At 59.9% G+C, this 19,738-nt stretch carries 19 protein-coding genes and 1 pseudogene; 6 read left to right on the top strand and 14 right to left on the bottom strand.

Annotation, left to right across the window (positions count from 1 at the left end; all coding sequences use genetic code 11):
- Positions 1 to 29: 29 nt before the first annotated feature.
- Genes ACGYK2_RS15425 through ACGYK2_RS15415 form a run of 3 tightly spaced genes read left to right on the top strand, consistent with a single transcriptional unit; the run spans position 30 to position 3,256 of the window.
- Positions 30 to 818 (top strand): enoyl-CoA hydratase/isomerase family protein, encoded by a 789-nt coding sequence (locus ACGYK2_RS15425; protein ID WP_152467123.1) that lies wholly within the window; start codon positions 30 to 32, stop codon positions 816 to 818.
- 16 nt (positions 819 to 834) lie between these two features.
- Positions 835 to 2,073: a thiolase family protein gene (locus ACGYK2_RS15420; RefSeq protein WP_152467122.1), complete on the top strand. Its 1,239-nt coding sequence runs from the start codon at positions 835 to 837 to the stop codon at positions 2,071 to 2,073.
- 16 nt (positions 2,074 to 2,089) lie between these two features.
- A complete protein-coding gene (locus ACGYK2_RS15415) occupies positions 2,090 to 3,256 on the top strand; it encodes an acyl-CoA dehydrogenase family protein (RefSeq protein WP_136340189.1) in 1,167 nt (388 codons plus the stop codon).
- A gap of 146 nt (positions 3,257 to 3,402) precedes the next feature.
- Here the strand turns inward: ACGYK2_RS15415 and ACGYK2_RS15410 are convergent.
- Positions 3,403 to 3,924, bottom strand: a pseudogene (locus ACGYK2_RS15410) (SDR family NAD(P)-dependent oxidoreductase); the annotation flags it as partial.
- On the opposite strand from ACGYK2_RS15410, the gene ACGYK2_RS15405 reads away from it, so the two are divergent.
- The gene (locus ACGYK2_RS15405; protein WP_168733229.1) at positions 3,875 to 4,852 is read left to right on the top strand and encodes an FAD-binding oxidoreductase; all 978 of its coding nucleotides are present in this window, start codon (positions 3,875 to 3,877) and stop codon (positions 4,850 to 4,852) included. The pseudogene ACGYK2_RS15410 and the gene ACGYK2_RS15405 overlap by 50 nt on opposite strands.
- A gap of 225 nt (positions 4,853 to 5,077) precedes the next feature.
- Here the strand turns inward: ACGYK2_RS15405 and ACGYK2_RS15400 are convergent, their stop codons facing one another.
- From ACGYK2_RS15400 to ACGYK2_RS15355, 10 genes are all read right to left on the bottom strand, one after another.
- On the bottom strand, positions 5,078 to 6,274 hold the full coding sequence (locus tag ACGYK2_RS15400) for a phenylacetate--CoA ligase family protein (protein WP_232237126.1): 1,197 nt from the start codon (positions 6,272 to 6,274) through the stop codon (positions 5,078 to 5,080).
- Between the two features lie 27 nt (positions 6,275 to 6,301).
- On the bottom strand, positions 6,302 to 7,111 hold the full coding sequence (locus ACGYK2_RS15395) for an enoyl-CoA hydratase/isomerase family protein (protein WP_028095226.1): 810 nt from the start codon (positions 7,109 to 7,111) through the stop codon (positions 6,302 to 6,304).
- Between the two features lie 28 nt (positions 7,112 to 7,139).
- Complete coding sequence (locus ACGYK2_RS15390; protein ID WP_152467119.1) at positions 7,140 to 8,291, bottom strand: acyl-CoA dehydrogenase family protein; 1,152 nt, start codon at positions 8,289 to 8,291, stop codon at positions 7,140 to 7,142.
- Positions 8,288 to 9,412, bottom strand: a complete 1,125-nt coding sequence (locus ACGYK2_RS15385) for an acyl-CoA dehydrogenase family protein (protein WP_394374335.1) — start codon at positions 9,410 to 9,412, stop codon at positions 8,288 to 8,290. The genes ACGYK2_RS15390 and ACGYK2_RS15385 overlap by 4 nt, the downstream gene beginning before the upstream one ends.
- The gene (locus ACGYK2_RS15380) at positions 9,399 to 9,848 is read right to left on the bottom strand and encodes a MaoC family dehydratase (RefSeq protein WP_136340184.1); all 450 of its coding nucleotides are present in this window, start codon (positions 9,846 to 9,848) and stop codon (positions 9,399 to 9,401) included. The genes ACGYK2_RS15385 and ACGYK2_RS15380 overlap by 14 nt, the downstream gene beginning before the upstream one ends.
- Positions 9,845 to 10,564, bottom strand: coding sequence for a transglutaminase family protein (locus ACGYK2_RS15375; protein ID WP_152467118.1), 720 nt, complete (start codon positions 10,562 to 10,564; stop codon positions 9,845 to 9,847). The genes ACGYK2_RS15380 and ACGYK2_RS15375 overlap by 4 nt, the downstream gene beginning before the upstream one ends.
- Positions 10,565 to 10,627: 63 nt before the next feature.
- Positions 10,628 to 11,764: a CaiB/BaiF CoA transferase family protein gene (locus ACGYK2_RS15370; RefSeq protein ID WP_394374334.1), complete on the bottom strand. Its 1,137-nt coding sequence runs from the start codon at positions 11,762 to 11,764 to the stop codon at positions 10,628 to 10,630.
- A 10-nt stretch (positions 11,765 to 11,774) separates the two neighbouring features.
- The gene (locus ACGYK2_RS15365) at positions 11,775 to 12,632 is read right to left on the bottom strand and encodes a MaoC/PaaZ C-terminal domain-containing protein (RefSeq protein ID WP_172975947.1); all 858 of its coding nucleotides are present in this window, start codon (positions 12,630 to 12,632) and stop codon (positions 11,775 to 11,777) included.
- Positions 12,633 to 12,655: 23 nt separating this feature from the next.
- Positions 12,656 to 13,807 (bottom strand): thiolase, encoded by a 1,152-nt coding sequence (locus ACGYK2_RS15360; protein ID WP_152467116.1) that lies wholly within the window; start codon positions 13,805 to 13,807, stop codon positions 12,656 to 12,658.
- 3 nt (positions 13,808 to 13,810) lie between these two features.
- Entirely contained in the window at positions 13,811 to 14,188 is a 378-nt protein-coding gene (locus tag ACGYK2_RS15355; protein ID WP_152467115.1) for a Zn-ribbon domain-containing OB-fold protein, read from the bottom strand.
- A gap of 104 nt (positions 14,189 to 14,292) precedes the next feature.
- Between ACGYK2_RS15355 and ACGYK2_RS15350 the strand changes: the two genes are divergently transcribed.
- Both ACGYK2_RS15350 and ACGYK2_RS15345 read left to right on the top strand, forming a co-directional pair.
- A complete protein-coding gene (locus ACGYK2_RS15350; protein WP_152467193.1) occupies positions 14,293 to 15,438 on the top strand; it encodes a CaiB/BaiF CoA-transferase family protein in 1,146 nt (381 codons plus the stop codon).
- A gap of 30 nt (positions 15,439 to 15,468) precedes the next feature.
- Entirely contained in the window at positions 15,469 to 16,635 is a 1,167-nt protein-coding gene (locus ACGYK2_RS15345) for a CaiB/BaiF CoA-transferase family protein (protein WP_152467192.1), read from the top strand.
- Between the two features lie 21 nt (positions 16,636 to 16,656).
- On the opposite strand, the gene ACGYK2_RS15340 is transcribed toward ACGYK2_RS15345, so the two are convergent.
- The 3 genes from ACGYK2_RS15340 to ACGYK2_RS15330 all read right to left on the bottom strand — a co-directional run bounded on the left by ACGYK2_RS15340 (position 16,657) and on the right by ACGYK2_RS15330 (position 19,705).
- Positions 16,657 to 17,814 (bottom strand): acyl-CoA dehydrogenase family protein, encoded by a 1,158-nt coding sequence (locus tag ACGYK2_RS15340; RefSeq protein WP_081979662.1) that lies wholly within the window; start codon positions 17,812 to 17,814, stop codon positions 16,657 to 16,659.
- Between the two features lie 206 nt (positions 17,815 to 18,020).
- Positions 18,021 to 18,947: an electron transfer flavoprotein subunit alpha/FixB family protein gene (locus ACGYK2_RS15335; protein WP_152467191.1), complete on the bottom strand. Its 927-nt coding sequence runs from the start codon at positions 18,945 to 18,947 to the stop codon at positions 18,021 to 18,023.
- On the bottom strand, positions 18,947 to 19,705 hold the full coding sequence (locus ACGYK2_RS15330; RefSeq protein WP_090029138.1) for an electron transfer flavoprotein subunit beta/FixA family protein: 759 nt from the start codon (positions 19,703 to 19,705) through the stop codon (positions 18,947 to 18,949). The genes ACGYK2_RS15335 and ACGYK2_RS15330 overlap by 1 nt, the downstream gene beginning before the upstream one ends.
- Between the last annotated feature and the right edge of the window lie 33 nt (positions 19,706 to 19,738).

Below are 19,738 nucleotides of genomic sequence, written 5' to 3'. Positions count from 1 at the left end.
ATAATATGTATAATTATCAGGAGCTTAGCATGAGTGAAGCAAAGCAGACGCTATTCGTTGAGCGGGTCGAAAAAACTGAATGGATTACCTTCCAGCGCACCGAACAGCTCAACGCAATGTCAACGCAGATGCTGCGCGAGATGGCGGCAGCACTGGAATCGGCGCTGGCCGACGATGGGGTGCGTACAATTGTCCTGACCGGCTCTGGCCGGGCATTCTGCGCCGGTGCCGATCTGAAAGAAGTTGCTGGCGCCAAACATGCACCAGGCGAGCCGGATCTTCTGGATCTTGTCGATCACACGTTTGGGCTGATGCGACATGGCCCGAAACCGGTGATCGCCGCAGTGAACGGGCTGGCGATGGCGGGCGGTTTGGAAATGGTGATGGCCTGCGATCTGGTCTTTGCCGCCGAAAGCGCGCAACTGGGCGACGCACATTCCAACTTTGGCGTCTTTCCCGGGGCCGGCGGTGCGGCGATCCTGCCGCGTAGGATTGGCCTGAACCGCGCGAAATACCTGCTGTTCTCGGGCGAGAACGTTTCGGCACGGGACATGATGGACTGGGGACTGGTGAACAAGGTCGTCGCGGACGAAGACCTGCGACAAGCGGTGCAGGCCTTTACCGACAGGCTGGCAGAAAAAAGCCCGGCGGTCTTACGCCGCATGAAGACGGTTGCCAATCGGTCGCTGGACGTGGACGAAACCGCCGCGCTTTCCGAAGAGATGCTGAACCTGCGCGCGCACATGCGATCCTGGGACATGCACGAGGGTCTGTCGGCGTTCAATGAAAAACGAAAACCGCAGTTTCGCGGATACTAGGTCAGGAGGACAAACGATGCAGGACATTTACATCGTTGGCGTCGGGATGACGCCGTTCGGAAAGTTCCGGGACAAAACCATCAAGGACATGACCGGCGAGGCCGTCGCCGCCGCGCTTTCCGATGCCCGAGTGACGGCAGATCGTATCGACGGCGCATTCTTCTCGAACGCGGTGCAGGGCCACATGGAGGGCCAGCACATGATCCGCGGCGAAATCGCGCTGCGTGAAATGGGCATTCAGGGCATTCCGGTGGTGAATGTCGAAAACGCCTGCGCCAGCGCCTCGACCGGGTTCAAACTGGCAGTCGATTTCCTCAAGGCCGGCAATGGCGACTGCTGTCTCGCCGTGGGCGCCGAAAAGATGTATTCTGACGACCGTGCGTTGATGTTTTCGGCCTTCGACAGCGGCTGGGACGTCAGCAACAGCGAAGAGGTCGCGCAACGGCTGGCCGATCTGGGTGCAGGGGTCGAGGAACCCGAAGGATCGAAATCGCCCAAGCCCTACAGCGTGTTCATGGATGTCTACGCAGGCTTCGCCCGGCTGCACATGAAGACCTTTGGCACAACTCAGGAACAGTTCGCCGCCGTCGCCGCCAAGAACCATGCGCATTCCGTGCATAATCCACTGGCGCAATACCGAGAAGCCATGAGCGTCGATCAGGTATTGGCCGCGCCGCCGATCACCTATCCGCTGACCCTGCCGATGTGCGCCCCGATCTCGGACGGGGCCGCTGCGGCCGTTTTATGCACCGGCGAGGGGATAAAACGTCTGGGCCTAGATCCCGCGCGCGCGATCAAGGTCAAGGCCGCGATCCTGCGCTCGGGCACCGATCGTCCGCCGGAAGATTACAAGAACCACCTGACCCGGCTTGCCGCGCTTGAGGCCTATGAACAGGCCGGGATCGGCCCCGAGGATATATCGGTGGCCGAAGTGCATGACGCCACGGCCGTGGGCGAAGTGATCCAGATCGAGAACCTCGGATTTGTCGAATTCGGCGAGGGCGGTCCCGCCAGTCTGCGCGGCGAGACAAAGATCGGCGGACGCATTCCGGTGAACCCCTCGGGCGGGTTGGAATCCAAGGGCCACCCGGTCGGTGCCACAGGGATAGGGCAGGTTTTCGAACTGGTCACGCAACTGCGCGGCGAAGCTGGCGCGCGCCAGGTCGAAGGGGCAAAGAATGCCATCGCCGAAAACGGCGGGGGGTTGCACGGGGTAGAAGAAGCGGCCGCCTGCGTCATCATTCTGGGCCGTTGAAACAAGGAGACGAACCATGGAAAACGTGATCGCCGCCGCTCAGGCAATCTATACAGATGAGCAACGCATGTTGCTGGAAAACTTCCGCAAGATGGCCGAGGCAGAGTTCGCGCCGCTGGCCGAGAAATACGAGAACCTCGGCCACCCCCCCGATGCGAAAACCCTGAAGTCCCTGTTCGCCAAGGTCGAGGAATTCGGGCTGATCAGCGGCCTGATCCCCGAAGAGGAAGGCGGTGCCGGAATCGACCGCATGACCTATGGCATCCTATACGAGGAACTGGCCCGGATATGGGCCGATCTGGCAATCGCGGTGCTGATTCAGGGTCATGCCGTGTTCGCGGTCAACCTCTTGGGAAATGTGGCGCAGAAAGAGGCCTATCTGAAGCCGCTCCTGCGCAGCGAACGGATCTGTGCCACCTGTATTTCCGAACCAGAGGTCGGTTCGAACGTACGCGAGGTCAAGACACGTGCGGACCGAGAGGGCGATAAGATTTTCGTCACTGGCCAGAAGCTCTGGATTTCCAATGGGGCCCAGTCGGATTTCGCCATCGTTGTCTGCAATCTGGACGACGGTATTTCCATGGTCATCGTCGACCGCGACACCGGCAACTATGAGAGCCGCGAATTGCGCAAGATGGGACTTGTCGGTGCATCGACCTGTGAATTGTTTTTCGACCGGGCGGAAACCACCGCCGAGCATGTTCTGGGTAATGCAGGCGGCGGCCTGTTCCAGACGTTGAAACTGTTTGAGAGCGCGCGTGTGTTTGTTGGCCTGACCAGCATCGGCATTGGTCAGGCGGCATTGGAATGTGCGGTCAAATATGCCCAGGAACGCGAGCAGCATGGCAAGCCGATTGGCGGGCACCAGTTGATTCAAGGCTACCTGGCCGACATGGCCACGCACCTGGATGCCGCGCGCCTGTTGTGCCAGCGCGGGCTGCAACTTCTGGACCTGGGCGTGCGCTGTGACACCCAGACCTCGATGGCGAAATGGTATGCAACCGAAATGGCCGTCGAAATCGCCGGCAAAGCGGTGCAGATCCACGGCGGCAACGGCATCACCAAAGAGTTCGACGTTGAACGGCACTTCCGCAATGCAAAGGTCATGCCGATTCCCGATGGCACCACCGAAATCCAAAAACTGGTCATCGGGCGCAACCTGACCGGGCTTAACGCGTTCTGAAATCGTGACTCTAAGAATTGCGGCCGGGGATTCCCGGTCGCCTTATCGTAGGCCCCCGGTCCGGGGGGGGCGGCCAACGGATCATGCCCCAACCGGCGCTGCGGGACGCGTTTGATCAATGCCTGTCCCGCGTCAGTGGCAAAAAACTCACGGTTCAGGTCGGTTTCGATATAACCGGGGCAGATGGCATTCACCCGGATGCCATGCCGCGCCCATTCAAGCGCCAGAGACCGGGTCAGTTGAATCAGCCCTTCCTTGGACGCGGCATAGGCGGACACATGGCTGGCCACCCGTGTGCCCAGAAACGAGGCGACATTGACGATACAGCCCCCGCGTCCGGCATCAATCATCGCTTTGGCGGCGATACGTGCGACATGAAATGCGCCCTTGAGATTTGTGTCTATGATCGCGTCGATTTCGGCCGGCCCGTGTTCCAATGCGGGAAGAGATGCCGTCGTTCCGGCATTGTTGATGACAGTGTCAAAGACCCGTCCCTTCAGCGCGGCTTCCACCGACTTCGGGTCCGCCACGTCCATCTCTATCACATCGGCCTGCCCCCCTTCCGCCGCTATCTTTGCGGAAAGCTCAGACAAGCGGGCGACGCGGCGGGCGGCCAATGTGACGTCGACATCCTGCCCCGCCAGCAGTTCGGCGAAATGCTCGCCCAATCCCGAAGATCTGGCGGACGACTATCAATTCATCCCGGGCCAGTACGTCACGCTGCGCCGTGCCGATGATATCGATGGTGTGCGGCGATGCTATTCGGTCAGCTCCGGCCGAGACGATGGCGAGTTGCGCGTTCTGGTCAAGCTGCTGGAAGGCGGAGCGTTTTCCTCTTTCGTTCATAGCGAACTGCCACCGGGCACCGAACTTGATGTCATGACGCCCGAAGGCACATTCGGATCAAAGATACGACAAGGCGGACCACGCACCTATCTCGCCCTGGCCCCGGGCAGTGGAACTACTCCAATCATTTCGATCATCCGCTCGGTGCTTGCCACCGAGGCCGGGGCCAACTTCATCCTTTTTTACGGCAGTCGAACGCTAAGTTCCATCATCTTCCGCGACGAATTGAACGATCTCAAGGATACCTATCCCGGACGGTTCTCTCTTTTTCATACACTGACGCGCGAAGGCACCGATTCCCCACTATTCTCGGGCCGGCTTGATGCGGAAAAGCTGCGCAAGTTCTCCGGTGCCCTGTTCGCTCCGGCAGAAATAGAAGATGCTTTTCTTTGCGGCCCCGCCGAGATGATTCAGGAACTCAAGACCGCGCTCCGCGACCTAGGCGTTGAAGAGAACCGTTTTCATGACGAGCTGTTCGCTCCCGCCGATGCTGACAATACCGCCACCGTCACGCTTGCGCCGCTTACGGCGGAAGCCGCCACTGGAGAAGGAGTTCAGGTCACGGCGATCCATGATGGCACCGCCCGCAGCTTTGTGATGACACCTGATCAGGAAAGCGTGGTCTCCGCCGCCGCAGCAGGTATCGAACTACCCTATTGCTGCAAGGGCGCAATGTGTTCCACCTGCCGCGCCAAAGTTATCGAAGGCGAGGCAGAGATGACGCTGAACTATGCTTTGGAGCCTTGGTAGTTGAAGGAGAACTTTGTCCTGACCTGCCAGGCCCGTCCGAAAACCAAAAAACTGACAGTCGATTTCGACCACGTTTGACCTGTGCCGCTTTCCGCGACACCCCACGGGCGCGCGGGGCCGGGATCCCCAAGACCTTCGCCAAGTTGAAAGTCTTGGGTCCACGAAAACCCGCGTGCCAGTGTCGGCTAAAAGGTCGGATTCAGGCAAAGCGCACAGAACCCGATCTCAGCGGTCTTTTTGGTTGACGATCAGTTCTGCATTTTCGGGTAGTTCCGAAACAATGTTCACCTCGTCAGCACGAATTCGTGCATGCAGTTTGAAGGTATCAGCGGCGGCTGCTTCTGCGGCGGAAGCGTCGGCACCGTCTTCCAGCACAAGCGAGAGGCGGATCATGTCGCGATCGTTCTCGCGCGTTACCACGGCCTGCGCGGCCTTTGCGCCCGGCGTGCCGATGACAACTTCTTCAACCACGCGCGGATAAACGAAAATCTCGCGCACTTTGACCGCTGCCCCGACCCGTCCCTGCAATGCTGAAATCCGGCTGACGGTGCCATCCGCGTTGCTTTCCAGGGCAAAGGCGCTGTCGCCGGTGCCGAACCGGATCATCGGCCAGGTGGCATCGCGCGCGGTCACGACAACCTCGCCAGGTTCGCCATGAGCGACCTGTTCGCCGCTGACCGGATCGCAGATCTGCACCACGCGGTCGGGATGAACCAGGTAGCCTTCGCCGCCATCCTCATAGGCGACAAGGCCCAGATCGGCGGTGGCATAGGCGGCCCAGGTGGACACGCCGTATTCGGCCTCGATCCGGCGGCGCTTGGCCATCCAGTCGCCCATCTCACCGCCGAGGAAGGCTGTCTTCACCTTCCATGCGTCGCGGCCATAGGTTTCGATCACCTTGTCCGCCAGCGTCAGGAAAAACGCGGTCGAAGCGCAGATCGAAGTCACGCCGGTTTCGGCGATGATCTGTGCCTGAAGCTCCGTATTGCCGACGCCTCCGGGGATCACCGTGGCGCCTGCGGCCTGTGCCGCTTCGTCGAACAAAAGCCCCGCGGGCACCAGATGATACATCCAGGTGTTCAGGATGATATCCCCCGGCCCCACGCCTGCCGCCTTGAACAACCGGTCAAGGCCGTGGCCGCCACCGTCCGAAAGGGCCGGTTCGAAAATCGGGCCGGGGGACACGTAGATCCGCCCGACATCCTTCAGATCCGAGGCCAGGAACCCGCCAAAGGGCGGGTTCTCGCGCTGGATCTTCAGAAGCTCTTCTTTTTTCATCACTGGAAGACGCGAGAGGTCCGCCACCGATGTGACAGCTGCCGGATCGAATCCGGCAGCCGTAAATCGCGATTTCAGGCCAGGAGCTTTTTCGGCCGCAGCGGCATAGGCTTGAGCTATATCTTTGTAGATATCATCAGACATTTCCATGCCTCCTCGTCCAATCGGGCGTTAAAGCGGGCAGTCCTTACGGAAGTTCGGCGCGCGCTTCTCGCGGTGCGACAACACACCTTCCTTGACGTCCTCGCTCATGAAGCCAAGCATCTCCAGCGCGGTCGACGCATCAAAGATCGGCCCGGCCTGGCGCAGCCAGTTGTTCAGCGAATACTTGGTCCAGCGAATCGCGCTTTGCGAGCCGTTGGCCAGTTCGACGGCTGTATCCAGCGCGATCTGCTGCAGCTCGTCATCCTCGACGCACATTGATACCAGACCGATACGCTCGGCCTCTTCGCCCGACACCGGCTTGCAGGTCATCAGATAGTATTTCGCCTTGGCCATCGAGGTCAGCAGCGGCCAGATAATCGCCGCGACGTCACCGGCGGCAACACCAAGGCGGGGATGACCATCGACAATCTTGGCCTTCTTTCCGGCGATCGAGATGTCGGCCAGGATGGCAACCACAAGGCCTGCGCCGGCCGCAGGGCCATTGATCGCGGAAATGATCGGCTTGTTGCAGTTGATGATGTTATAGACGAGATCCTTGGCTTCTTTCCACGTCTTCATGATCTCGTGCGAATTGCCAATCATGTTTTCGATCAGGCTGAAATCACCCCCGGCGGAAAATGCCTTGCCCGCACCGGTCACGATGACCGAATTGATGTCTGGGTCACGGTCGATATCGATCCACATGTCCGTCATCTGAGTGTGGGTTTCGGCATCGACCGAGTTGAATGTCTCGGGCCGGTCGAACGTGATGCGCAGGACGCGATCCGCCGGGTAGTCAAATTTCAGTTTATCGTATTTTGCATAACGATCCGACATGGTTCTATTTCCTCCGTGGGGTATTGAGTCAGCCAGGCAGTCCCAGGACGGCCTTGGACAGGATGTTTCTTTGGATTTCGTTCGATCCACCGTAGATCGTGGTAGGTCTGGCCTTGTAGAAACTCGCCAGAACATCGACACTTACGTTGCCGACCTGAAGCGGCCCGATGGAGCCGCCATCGGGACCGGCTGCTTCGATCATCAGCTCGGTGATGCGCTGGAAGCATTCAGTCACCCAAATCTTCAGCATGGACACATCCGCACCGAGCGTCTCGCCACGTTTGAGCTGATCTGCAAAACGGGCATAAAGCGCGGCATGATCTTCCACATCCAGTGCCGCCTGGGCAAAGCGGTCACGGAACACCGGATCGTCAAACGCGCCACGGCCACGGGCAAAGCTTTCAAGCTGTCCCAGAGCGTTCTGGGCCAGACTTGGCGAACCGATGAAAATGCGTTCGAAGCTCAAGAGAGCCTTGGCCATCGTCCAACCCTTGTTCAGCTCGCCCACGAGGTTCTCGCGGGGCGTCCGTGCATTGTCAAAGAAGACCTCGCAAAACTCGGTCTCGCCCGACAGGGTCGTGATGGTGCGCACCTCGACTCCGGGTTGATCCATCGGAGCGAGCAGGAAACTGATGCCCTGCTGTTTCTTCGGCGCATCGGGATCGGAGCGCACCAGCATGAAAATATGCGTGGCGTCATGCGCCATCGTGGTCCAGATCTTCTGTCCGTTGATGACAAAGTCGTCGCCGTCAATCTCTGCGCGTGTGCGCAGGTTCGCCAGATCGGACCCGGCGCCGGGTTCCGAATAGCCCTGACACCAGATATCTTCGCAACTCAGGATACGCGGCAGCCAGTAATCTTTTTGTTCCTGGGTGCCGAATTTGATGATCAGCGGCCCGACCATCTGCACGCCCATGTCGCGGCCGCGATTGACGCCCCAGCGCTGCTGCTCTTCGTAAAAGATCAGCAACTTGGCGGCGTTCAGCCCCATACCGCCGAATTCAGCGGGCCAGGCTGGCGCGACCCAGCCCTTGGCGTGAAGCTTGCGGTGCCAATGTTCGATCTCGGCGAACTTCGGTCGGTGCGGCAGGTGACGCAGCTCCTCGGGATATTCCGCCTCGAAGAACTGGCGCACTTCTTTGCGGAACTCTGCATCGGTCATAGCGTTCCAGTCGGTCATTGTGCTGCCCCCTCTGCTTCGCGTGCCTCGAACCATATCCGCCTGTGATAGGCATCGTCGCCCAACCAGGCCGACAGCACCAGCGCCCGGTTCAGGTAGAGCCCGATATCGAACTCATCCGTGTACCCGACGGCCCCGTGCAGCTGGATGGCGTCGCGGGTGATTTTCTTGGCGGCCGTGACGGCGCGCGCTTTGGCGCGGCTGGCAATCGGGGCCCGAACCTTCGGATCGGTTTCGATGTCCATCTGCGCAAGCGCCTCCCGCACTCCGGCCTGCGCGACCTCGCACATCACGTTGAGGTCGACGGCACGGTGCTGGATGACCTGGAATGATCCGATCGGCTTGTCGAACTGCTCCCGCGTCTTGATGTAGTCGAGCGTGATCTCGAAGGCGCGCTCGCTCAGGCCGACAAGCTCGGCCGCGGCAAGCGCCGTTGCATCGGCGACAGCCTCGGCCAGTGCAGTGAGAACCGCACCGCTGCTGGCCAATTCCGCGGCCGGAGTTCCCGAAAACGAAAGCTCGCCCAGAGAGCTGCCATCCGCCTGCGTCCGCTTGTCGATGACAAGCCCCTGCGCGTCTGCCTCAGCCAGAACCAGAACCGGACCATCATCCTGTTCGGCCACGACAAGGAACCCGTGCGAACCGATCGCACCGACGACCCAGGCCTTGCTACCGGTCAGCTTTCCGTCCGCGTATCGGCAGGTCGCATCGGCAGGCGCCCCGTCGGGGCCGCGTTCCTGCCAGGCAACCGCCAATGAAATTTCGCCGCCGATGAGCTGTGCCATCTTCGGATGATCCGGACAAAGGCGGCGCAGAAGGCCGAGGCTCAGACCGATCGTCGACACGACCGGTTCCGGGGCAATCACACGGCCGACTTCCTCGGCGATGACACCCCCGGCGGCTAGGCCCATGCCAAGCCCGCCCTGATCTTCGGGCACCGCCACGCCGAAAACACCGGCCTCGGCCAGTTCCCGGACCATCTCCGGATCGAAACCGCCCCCGGCATCACGGAGTTGTCGGGCTCTGTCACTTCCGCCCGCCCGTTCAAACAACGTGCGCACGCTCTCGCGCAACAGGCGAAGGTCTTCTTGTTCGCTGGAAAGGATATCAGTTTGTGTCATTTTGTTTTCGCTGGATCATCACGGGGGTGTCGGTCGAAAAAACGACCTCGCCCTCGGGGTTTCTGGCGCTGAGCGTATAGTGCAAAACACCTCTGTCGGGCTTGCTTTTTGACGGTGTGACCGAGTTGACCGTCAGTTCGACATCAAGGGGTTCGTTCGGGTGCACAGGCCGCAGCCAGCGCAAATTGTCAAAGCCCATGCCGCCGATATTGGCAACATCGACCATCATCTCGGTCATGACCGGCTTGAACACCTCAAGCATGGTCTGAAAGCCCGAGGCGATCAGGCTGCCATGTATGGCGGTTGCATAGTCTTCATCGGTGTGCAGCCGCTGCGGATCCCATTCCTTGGCAAAGGCCTTTATTGAATCCGCGCTCATCGGAGCGCTGCGAAAGCGATAGACTTGGCCCGGCGAGAAGTCTTCCAGATACCTCAAGAGGCACCCTCCTTTGCGAAACCGTCATCGTATCCGCTCGCATCCTTGGATATTCGGATGCGGTTGAATTCTTCCAGCTTCGGATAGGTTTGCTTGAACGCCACCAGGAACTCACCCATCGGCGCGTCGAAATAGAGACCACGGTCGTTCACATATTCCATGTGCCGGTGATTCTGTTCGTCGAACTCATGAAAGAGCGCGTCGTGATAGCCGTCGAAGACCAGGGGTTTGACCCCGAATCTTTCACACAGTTCCATGTTGAATGCAGGTGTCACCTTGTAGGCCTCATTCCCCAACCACAGCTGAACATAGCCGTGGTAGATAAAGAGATCGGTCCCCATCAACTCCTGCAACTTGGGTGTATTCAGGTGGTTGCGCACATCCGCGAACCCCAGAGCGGCAGGGATACCCACAGCACGCAAACAAGCCGCCAGAAGAATTGCCTTGGGAACGCAAAACGCCGCTTCCGCCCCAGCGATACGGCTGGCACGGTAAGAGTCCTCATCCAGCGCAAAACAATAGGGATCATAGCGAATATCGTCGCGCACCGCTTCGAACAGGCGGATCGCCTTATCTCGATTGGTTGCGCCCACAGGAAGATCACGCAAAGCCGATGTCACGAAACCCTGCACTTCCAAGCTATCGCTTTCCACAAAGCGCGATGGCATGACATAACGCTCAGCTTCAGTCGGCAGGTCATCGTCAGACTTGTCCATTGGACCCTCCTTTTTTCTAACAATTGTTAGATTACCGATTCAAAACCTGCCCGTCAACGGGATTTACTCTGTCTTTGGTTGGTCCAAGCCATAACGCGTATTGTCTTCGCCCAGAGTGGCTGCAACTCCGACCGAATTTCCGGAAGAACGGAACTCCGGGGCAATTGGCAGCGGCAAAGCGGGCGCGTCCCGGCCGGAGATTTTTACGGTCCGCCCGAACACGTCACGCGCTTTGAAATGCGGGCCACGCGCCGCCTCGGCGGGCGTCTTCACGACCGAACAGCAGCAATCTGCCGCAGCCAGCAAAGGCTCCCAATGGGTCGAGGGGTGTTCCCTCAGACGACGTGCAACCTCTGCGGCACAGGCATTTGGATCGGACCAGTCATCGCGAAGGGCCACCGGCAAACCAATGACATCGCAGAACGACTGCCAGAACTTTTCTTCCAACGCGCCGACGGCGATCTGACGCCCGTCCGCAGCCGTATAAAGCCGATAACGGGCCAGGCCACCCGTCAGACGGCTGCAACCGCTTTCGATGTTCTGCCCGGCAATCACACCTTCGGCATGGGCCCAATAGGCAAAGGCGAACGCCCCCTCGGCCATTGCGATATCCAGATGCATCCCCTGCCCGCTTGCCTGCCGCGCAATCAGGGCCAGCAGGATATTCATCACCGCAGGATAGGTTCCGCCTCCGATATCGGCGACCAGCCCGAACGGGGCTGTTGGCTGGTCATCCGGTCCGCGACTGAGCGACAGGATACCCGCATCACCGACGTAGTTGAGATCGTGGCCGGCGGCGCTGGCCTTTGGTCCGGTCTGGCCATAGCCGGTGATCGAACAATAGATGAGACCGGGATTGATCTTTCGCAACGCTTCATAACCAAGCCCCAGCCGGTCCATCACGCCGGGACGAAACTGCTCTACCAGAACATCGGCCTTCTCGATCAAAGGGCGCAGACGTTCCACTGCGCCCCTTGACTTGAGGTCGATGGCCACCGATCGCTTGCCGTGGTTCAACACGGCAAATCCGATGCTCTCTCCGTCGATCCTGGGCTCGGTTTGGCGCGCGTCCTCGCCGACTCCGGGCCGTTCGAACTTGATCACTTCGGCGCCGGCCTCGGACAGCATGAGCGTCGCCATCGGACCGGGAAGAAGGGTGCTGAAATCCAGCACCAGGATATCCTTGAGAGGTTGAGCCATCTTCATTGCCTCAGGCGAAGCGCGCTGCGCCGTTGTTCAGAACAACCACGTCGCGTGCAGGAATAGACGCTCGAAACCGGACCTCGCCGTCCTCTTCCCAGATTTCGAACCGCACGGTTTCGCCGGGATAGACCGGAGCCGAGAACCGAACATCCAGACCGACAAGCCGGGCAGAATCATAGTCAAGCAACGTCTTTAGAATCGCCCGGGCCGCCAGCCCATAGGTCGCCAGACCATGCAGGATCGGGCGGTCGAACCCGACAGAACGGGCCACATCCGGGTCAGCGTGAAGCGGATTGAAATCACCGCTGAGACGATAAATAAGGGCTTGGCGGGGCAGGGTATCGATATCACATATGTGATCAGGCGCCCGGTCAGGTAGCACTGCGGGTGCCGGACCTGCCTGGTTCTCACCGCCGAACCCCCCATCACCGCGACAGAAAGCCGACATCGCCACGCGCGCCAGTTTTTCACCGCTGTCCGCGTCGATAATATCACGGCTTTGGTAAATGACGGCTCCCTTGCCCTCGCCCTTGTCGGCGATGAAGTCGATCTTGCTGCGGCCGACAATCCGGCCATGTGTCGGCAGCGGCTTGTAGATGTCGAGCCACTGTTCTCCGTGCAGCACTTTTTGCCAGTTTACGCCGGTCTTGGGATCGCGCAGCCAGAAGCCGGGATACCCCAAAATGACCGCCATCGAGGGAACTGCCTTGAGCCCGTCCTCATAGACATAGGCCAGCTCCTTTTTGTCGGTCGGATCCTCGCCGAACCCAAGGCCGAGTGCATACAGGATGGTATCCCGCTCGGTCAGCGTCTGTTCGATTTCCTCAAAGTCCCAGTTCGACAGTGCCTCGAAATCCAATGGCATTTACTTTCCTCCCTTAGTTGCCGTCAGAGCGTGTTTTGCGATCCAAGTATCGCCGTGACCTGGCTGGACAGCACACCGCCGTTGCCATGCGCCAGCGCCAGGTCGATATCCTTCGACTGAATGCCCGGCGCGTCGCCACGGATCTGACGAGCAGCCTCGATCACTGTGAAGATGCCGTACATCCCGGGGTGCACGCAGGACAGGCCGCCGCCATTCGTGTTCACCGGCAAGACGCCGCCAGGCGCGATGCGTCCGCCCTCGACAAAGGCCCCTCCCTCGCCCTTGGCGCAGAACCCAAGATCTTCGAGAAACAAAATCGTGTTGATGGTGAAGGCATCATAGAGCTCGACCGCCTGGATATCCGCAGGGGTCACTCCGGCCGCCGCAAAGGCGCGCGCGCCCGAGTCGCGGGCCGCGGTCACGGTGAAATCCTTCATCTGGGAAATCTGCCGGTGCGAGCTTGCCGTCGCACTGCCCAGCACATAGACAGGCACCTTGGGGAAATCCCGTGCGCGGTCCGCGCGGACCATCACGATCGCGCCACCGCCGTCGGTGACAAGACAACAGTCGCGCACGGTCAATGGATCGCCCACCATGCGCGCGCCCAACACGTCTTCTCGGGTCAGCGGGCCGCGCTCGAACGCTTCGGGGTTGTGTTGTGCCCATGCCCGCGCAGCAACGGCCACGTCGGCCAGCTGCTCTCGGGTGGTGCCATATTCATGCATGTGCCGGGCTGCGGCCATCGCATAGGCCGAGATCGGATAGCGCGGATTATATGGCGCCTCGTAGGCCGGCGGACGTGAAGCGGTCACGAGTCTGCCCGATGCGGTGCGCTGGTTGGAGCCATAGACGATAAGAGCGACATCACACAGACCGGCATCAAGCGCCATGGTCGCGGACGTCAGGTAGTTTACGAAGGACGAACCGCCCGACATCGTGCCATCAATGAAACGGGGCTGGATGCCCAGATACTCCGCCGCCATAAGCGCCGGCATGCTGTCTTCCATCATGGTGCAGAACAGCCCGTCGACGTCGGACAGTTTCAGCCCGGCATCGCCAAGCGCCGCAAGCGCAGATTGCGCCATGACATCATAGGCCGTCAGGCCATGGGCTTCTCCGAAACCGGCATGACCGGTTCCCACGATGGCGGATTTCCCCCGAAGTTCTGTGGTCATGACTTATACCTCCGACGGCTTGAAGAGCACGGCCGGAACACCCTCGGCCTCGCCCACGAAAGCGGTTACAGCCATGTCGATGGCGACCTCACCCGGTGCAATGTCTTCGACCCGGCTCATCATTCGAACGCCCTCTTGAAGCTCGACCATGCACACGTTGTAGTCGCCACCGCGGTTTTGGCTGCGGCGCACGACGGTTGTGGTGTAGACCCGTCCCTTGCCGGTGGCCTGCTTCCACGAAATCGCGGCGCCATGACAATGTGGACACAGGACTCGCGGGAAAAAGTGATAGGCCCCGCAGTCGTCGCACTTGGGCAGCAGGATCTCTCCCTCTGCCAGCGCGCGTTGGAAAAGCTGGTCTGGTCCTTTGGCATCCTGCATAGGCGTTCTCCTTCAAGCGACCCAGTCTTTGTTCAAGCGTATTGATAATCTTTCTAACAATTGTTAGATTTAGTCAACCTTTCAGGATCAATTGAGAGAAACTCATGTCAGGTTCAGACTTAGCCCCCCTTTCCGGCAAACTCGTCGTTGCGCTGGAACAGGCAGTCGCTGCGCCTTTTTGCTCCTCGCGGCTGGCCGACGCCGGCGCGCGCGTGATCAAGATCGAACGCAAGGGCGCAGGCGATTTCGCCCGCGCCTACGATACCGCCGCCAACGGTGAAAGCGCCTATTTCACATGGCTGAACCGAGGCAAAGAATCGGTCGCCTTGGACATTAAAGCCGACGAAGACCGTGAAATCCTGCTCAGGATGCTGGAAAACGCAGATGTGTTTATTCAGAACCTGCTGCCGGGCGCGCTGGCCAAGCTGGGGCTCGATTCCGCGAGTCTGCGAGAGAGCTTCCCGCGTCTAGTGACCTGCGACATCACCGGATATGGCGAAGACGGCCCGATGCGCAACGCCAAGGCCTATGACCTTCTGGTGCAATGCGAGAGCGGTCTGGCATCAGTGACCGGTACACCCGACGGACCAGGACGGGTGGGCGTGTCGGTCTGCGATATCGCCACCGGTATGACAGCCCATGCTGGAATCTGCGAAGCACTTGTCGGGCGTGATCGCACCGGCAAGGGCAGCGGCGTTTCCGTGGCAATGTTTGATGTGATGGCCGACTGGATGTCGGTTCCACTGCTGTATCACGATTACCTTGGCAAGCCGACACCTCGTGTCGGACTGAACCACACGGTCATTTGCCCGTACGGGGCCTATGAATGCAAGGACGGTCAGCTTGTCGTCATTACCGTGCAACACAACGGCGAATGGCAACGGTTCTGTGAACACATACTGGGCGATGCGGCTTTGGCAACCGACCCCCGGTTCCATGACAACACGTCGCGAATTGAAAACAAACCCGCGCTCGAAGTTCTCATCAAGGACGTGTTCGCCTCGCATGACCGCGCCGAGATGCTGAAGCGGCTTGACGCTGCGGGCATTGCCTCGGGCGCGGTGAACGACGTGGCGACCCTGTCCGGTCACCCCCAGCTTGACCGGTCCGTAATTCGCACGCCTTCCGGTGAAATCAACGTCCCGACCCCCCCGATCCGGCGCAGCCTCGGCGAAACGGCACTGGGCCCCTGCCCGGCCTTCGATGCGCAAGGCAAGGCCCTTCGCGCCGAGTTCGGCCGTTGTTCATAAAAAACGGTAGGCAACTAAGTGGACAATCAAATGACCGATGAGAACAATCCGGCGATCCTTCAAGACGTGAAGATCGTCGATCTGACTTCTGTAGTTTTCGGACCTTTGGCGACGCAGATGCTGGGCGATCTGGGGGCCGATGTGATCAAGGTGGAAGGCCCCGAGGGCGATCTTCTTCGCCAGGTCCAGCCATCGCGCAACAAGCTGATGGGGGCCGCTTTTCTGGGGACCAACCGTAACAAGCGCAGTGTCGTACTCGACCTCAAAACACAAACCGGTCTCGATCAGTTGCGCAAACTGCTCATCGATGCCGATGTGATGATTTCGAGCATCCGGCCTGCGGCGCTTGCCAGATTGTCTTTGGATCCCGAAACCCTGCGCCAGGAAAACCCGAACCTGATCACGGTATCCGCCACCGGTTTCGGACAGGACGGGCCCTATGCCGCCAAGCCAGCATTCGACGATTCCGTCCAGTCGGTGTCGGGATTGGCCAGCCTGGCAACCTTGCGCGACCCCGAGGCACCGCCCGCTTATGCCCCGACAATTCTGGCCGACAAGCTTGGCGGCGTGACCGCCGCCTATGCCGTGATGGGCGCCCTGTTCCACCGCGAGCGTACGGGACAGGCCCAGCATGTCGAAGTTCCGATGTTTGAGACGCTGGCCGCCTTCCTGCTGGCCGAACACATGGATGGCGCCACCTTCGAGGAGACTCCGCAGGATTTCGGCTATGCCCGCATGCTGGTTCCGCACCGGCGTCCGGTTCAGACCGCAGATGGCTACATCACCATTCTGCCCTACACCAACGTGCAATGGGCGCGGTTCTTTCAGGCGGTCGGGCGCGACGACATGATCGACCATGTCTGGGTCACTGACATGGATGCCCGAAGCCGCAACATCGGCGCAGTATACGATATGGTGGCGCAGATTGCGCTGACCCGGACCACAGATGAGTGGCTTGACCTCATGGAGCAGGCCGACATACCCGCCATGCCAGTGCGCAACCTGTCAGATTTGCCGAACGATCCCCATCTTGCCGCAACCGGGTTCTTTCAACGGATTGATCACCCGACCGAAGGTGCGATCTGGACGACACGCCCGCCGGCTCGCTTTTCGGCGACCCCTGCGCGACATGATCATCGCCCGGCCCCGCGACTTGGGGAACACAGCGACGAAATTCTGGGACCGGGCAGGGAATAGCCCCACCCGGCACCGGACGGATCAAACATCCATCGAGCGTGCGATCAGTTCCTTCATGATCTCGTTGGTGCCGCCATAGATCATCTGGACCCTGCTGTCGGCATAAAGTCGCGCGATGGGGTATTCCATCATGAAACCGTAACCGCCGTGCAGTTGCAGGCATTCATGCATGACCTCGTTCTGCGTCTGGCTGCCCCACCATTTCGCCATCGAAGCCGTGGCCGCATCAAGTTCGCCCGCTTCAAGACGCGCGAGCCCGTCATTTACGAAAGAACGTAGCAATTCGGCCTTGGTTTTGCATTCCGCCAGTTTGAAGCGTGTATTCTGGAAGTCCATGATCCGGCTTCCAAATGCCTTGCGGTCCTGAACATATTTCACCGTTTCATCGATCGCAAAATCAATAAAACCGAGCGCGGTAATGCCGATCATCAGCCGCTCCCAAGGCAGCTGCTTCATCAGCTGGTAGAACCCCTGCCCCTCTTCCGGACCAAGCAGGTTCGCCGTGGGCACGCGCACATCCTCGAAGAACAGCTCAGCAGTATCCGAACCTTTCATACCCAGTTTCTTCAGGTTCCGTCCCCGGCGAAAGCCCTCGGCGCCCTCGGTTTCCAGAACGATCAACGAAACGCCCTTGGCGCCGGCGTTGCGATCGGTCTTTGCCACGATAACAACGAGATCCGCCGTGTGCCCGTTTGTGATAAAGATCTTCGAACCGTTGATCTTGTAGTGGTTGCCATCCTTTTCCGCATAGGTTTGTACGTTCTGGAGGTCAGAGCCCGTTCCAGGCTCGGTCATGGCAATCGCCGCAACGCTGTCGCCGCTGACCAGTTTCGGCAACCACTTTTTCTTCTGTTCCTCACTGCCATATGCGTTGAGATAATGGATTACGATGGACTGAATCCCATAGCCCCAACCCGTATCACCGGTGCGCCCCTGCTCGTAGACGGTAATCGCGTCGAACCCGATGCCGCCACCGAAACCACCATATTCTTCGGCAATCGAGCCACCCATGACACCCTGCTGACCGACTGTTTTCCAGAAGTCGCGGTCAACAATTCCCTGCTCCGCCCATTTTTCAATCTTCGGAGCCATCTCTGCATCGAAAAGCCTGCGTGTACTATCGGCGAACATCTTGTGTTCATCCACTGCCCAACTCGGGGAGTTCTTGATCAGAGACATGTTTTATTCCTATCGAGTCATGCTTGCATTGAGGAAATCTAACAAGTGTTTTTTTTCTCGACAATGAACCCGAGCCGTTCTGACGGAGCGTCACACGGCTTCGGACCGTGCGCATCCGGATTTTTCCAATCAACGCGCCGCCCATTCGGCTCGTACAAAAAGGCCCGACAAAACAGGCGGGCCTTTTTGTAATTTTTGCAATGGACTTACAGCTTGTCGGTCAGTTCAGGCACAGCTTCGAACAGGTCGGCGACCAGACCGTAATCGGCCACCTGGAAGATCGGGGCCTCTTCGTCCTTGTTGATCGCGACGATGATCTTGCTGTCCTTCATGCCCGCAAGGTGCTGGATCGCACCCGAGATGCCGACGGCAATATACAGGTCAGGCGCGACCACCTTGCCGGTCTGGCCAACCTGCCAGTCGTTCGGTGCAAAGCCCGAGTCGACGGCGGCGCGGGATGCGCCAACGGCGGCGCCCAGCTTGTCGGCCAGTTTCTCGATCAGCGCGAAATCGTCTTCCGAGCCGACGCCACGGCCGCCCGACACCACGATACCGGCCGAGGTCAGTTCGGGACGGTCGCTTTCGGCGACCTTGTCTTCGACCCATTCCGACAGGCCCGAAGCGGAGGCCCCGCCCACGGTTTCCACGGCGGCCGAGCCACCGGTGCCGGCCGCGTCGAAGCTGGCGGTGCGGAAGGACACGACCTTTTTCGCGTCGCCCGATTTCACCGTCTGGATCGCGTTACCTGCATAGATCGGGCGCTCGAACGTGTCGGCATCGACCACGCCCGAGACGTCGGTCAGCATCATCACGTCCAGCAGCGCGGCCACGCGGGGCAGCACGTTCTTGGCGTCGGTGGTGGCGGGCGCCACGATGTGATCGTAATCGCCTGCCAGCGACACGATCAGGTCGGCGGTCGATTCCGCCAGGCGATGACCCAGCGCGGGGTCTTCGGCGACCAGCACCTTGGCCACGCCATCAATTGTCGCGGCTTCTTTCGCGGCGTCGGCGGCGGATGCGCCGGCGCACAGAACCGTCACGTCGCCCAGGGCCTTGGACGCGGTGACCGCCTTTGCGGTCGCGTCCATCGACAGTTCACCATTGTTGACTTCGGCAAGAAGAAGAACAGCCATCACACCGCCCCCTTTTCCTTGAGTTTCGCAACCAGCTCGTCGACCGAGCCAACCATTTCACCGGCGGCGCGTTCGGCCGGCTCGGACGTCTTGACCACGGTCAGGCGCGGGGTGACGTCGACGCCGTAATCGGCGGCGGTCTTTTCATCCAGCGGCTTTTTCTTGGCCTTCATGATGTTGGGCAGCGACGCATAGCGCGGTTCGTTCAGGCGCAGGTCGACGGAAACGACGGTCGGCATCTTGACCTTGATGGTCTGCAGGCCGCCATCGACCTCGCGGGTGACGACGGCGCTGTCGCCATCGATGCCCACTTCCGAGGCAAAGGTCGCCTGGCTCCAACCGAGGATCGCCGACAGCATCTGGCCGGTGGCATTCATGTCGTTGTCGATCGCCTGCTTGCCGCAGAGAACCAGACCGGGCTGTTCCTCTTCCACGACCTTGGCAAGGATCTTGGCCACTGCCAGCGGCTCGATATCCTGGTGCACGTCATCCGCTGCGACGACCAGGATGGCGCGGTCGGCGCCCATGGCCAGTGCGGTGCGCAGGGTTTCCTGCGCCTGTTTGACGCCGATGGATACCGCGACGACCTCTTCGGCTTTTCCCGCCTCTTTCAGGCGGATCGCCTCTTCAACGGCGATTTCGTCGAACGGGTTCATCGACATCTTAACGTTGGCGAGATCGACACCGCTGCCATCCGCCTTGACGCGGACCTTCACGTTGTAGTCGATCACGCGTTTCACAGGCACGAGTACCTTCATTGGCGTGGGCTCCTTGAGTTTTGCGATAAGGTT

The organism is Sulfitobacter sp. 1A10359 (assembly GCF_043558145.1).
GTDB classification, from domain to species: Bacteria; Pseudomonadota; Alphaproteobacteria; order Rhodobacterales; family Rhodobacteraceae; genus Sulfitobacter; species Sulfitobacter faviae.
The sequence above is the reverse complement of the archived record's forward strand: the minus strand, read 5'-3'. Positions and strand labels throughout refer to the sequence as shown.

Excerpts from the sequence above, each read along its gene's own strand:
- ACGYK2_RS15425 (WP_152467123.1), top strand. The coding sequence starts at position 30 with ATGAGTGAAGCAAAGCAGACGCTATTCGTTGAGCGGGTCGAAAAAACT.
- ACGYK2_RS15420 (WP_152467122.1), top strand. The coding sequence starts at position 835 with ATGCAGGACATTTACATCGTTGGCGTCGGGATGACGCCGTTCGGAAAG.
- ACGYK2_RS15415 (WP_136340189.1), top strand. The coding sequence starts at position 2,090 with ATGGAAAACGTGATCGCCGCCGCTCAGGCAATCTATACAGATGAGCAA.
- ACGYK2_RS15400 (WP_232237126.1), bottom strand. The coding sequence starts at position 6,274 with ATGTCTGATGATATCTACAAAGATATAGCTCAAGCCTATGCCGCTGCG.
- ACGYK2_RS15395 (WP_028095226.1), bottom strand. The coding sequence starts at position 7,111 with ATGTCGGATCGTTATGCAAAATACGATAAACTGAAATTTGACTACCCG.
- ACGYK2_RS15390 (WP_152467119.1), bottom strand. The coding sequence starts at position 8,291 with ATGACCGACTGGAACGCTATGACCGATGCAGAGTTCCGCAAAGAAGTG.
- ACGYK2_RS15385 (WP_394374335.1), bottom strand. The coding sequence starts at position 9,412 with ATGACACAAACTGATATCCTTTCCAGCGAACAAGAAGACCTTCGCCTG.
- ACGYK2_RS15375 (WP_152467118.1), bottom strand. The coding sequence starts at position 10,564 with ATGGACAAGTCTGACGATGACCTGCCGACTGAAGCTGAGCGTTATGTC.
- ACGYK2_RS15370 (WP_394374334.1), bottom strand. The coding sequence starts at position 11,764 with ATGGCTCAACCTCTCAAGGATATCCTGGTGCTGGATTTCAGCACCCTT.
- ACGYK2_RS15365 (WP_172975947.1), bottom strand. The coding sequence starts at position 12,632 with ATGCCATTGGATTTCGAGGCACTGTCGAACTGGGACTTTGAGGAAATC.
- ACGYK2_RS15360 (WP_152467116.1), bottom strand. The coding sequence starts at position 13,807 with ATGACCACAGAACTTCGGGGGAAATCCGCCATCGTGGGAACCGGTCAT.
- ACGYK2_RS15355 (WP_152467115.1), bottom strand. The coding sequence starts at position 14,188 with ATGCAGGATGCCAAAGGACCAGACCAGCTTTTCCAACGCGCGCTGGCA.
- ACGYK2_RS15350 (WP_152467193.1), top strand. The coding sequence starts at position 14,293 with ATGTCAGGTTCAGACTTAGCCCCCCTTTCCGGCAAACTCGTCGTTGCG.
- ACGYK2_RS15345 (WP_152467192.1), top strand. The coding sequence starts at position 15,469 with ATGACCGATGAGAACAATCCGGCGATCCTTCAAGACGTGAAGATCGTC.
- ACGYK2_RS15340 (WP_081979662.1), bottom strand. The coding sequence starts at position 17,814 with ATGTCTCTGATCAAGAACTCCCCGAGTTGGGCAGTGGATGAACACAAG.
- ACGYK2_RS15335 (WP_152467191.1), bottom strand. The coding sequence starts at position 18,947 with ATGGCTGTTCTTCTTCTTGCCGAAGTCAACAATGGTGAACTGTCGATG.
- ACGYK2_RS15330 (WP_090029138.1), bottom strand. The coding sequence starts at position 19,705 with ATGAAGGTACTCGTGCCTGTGAAACGCGTGATCGACTACAACGTGAAG.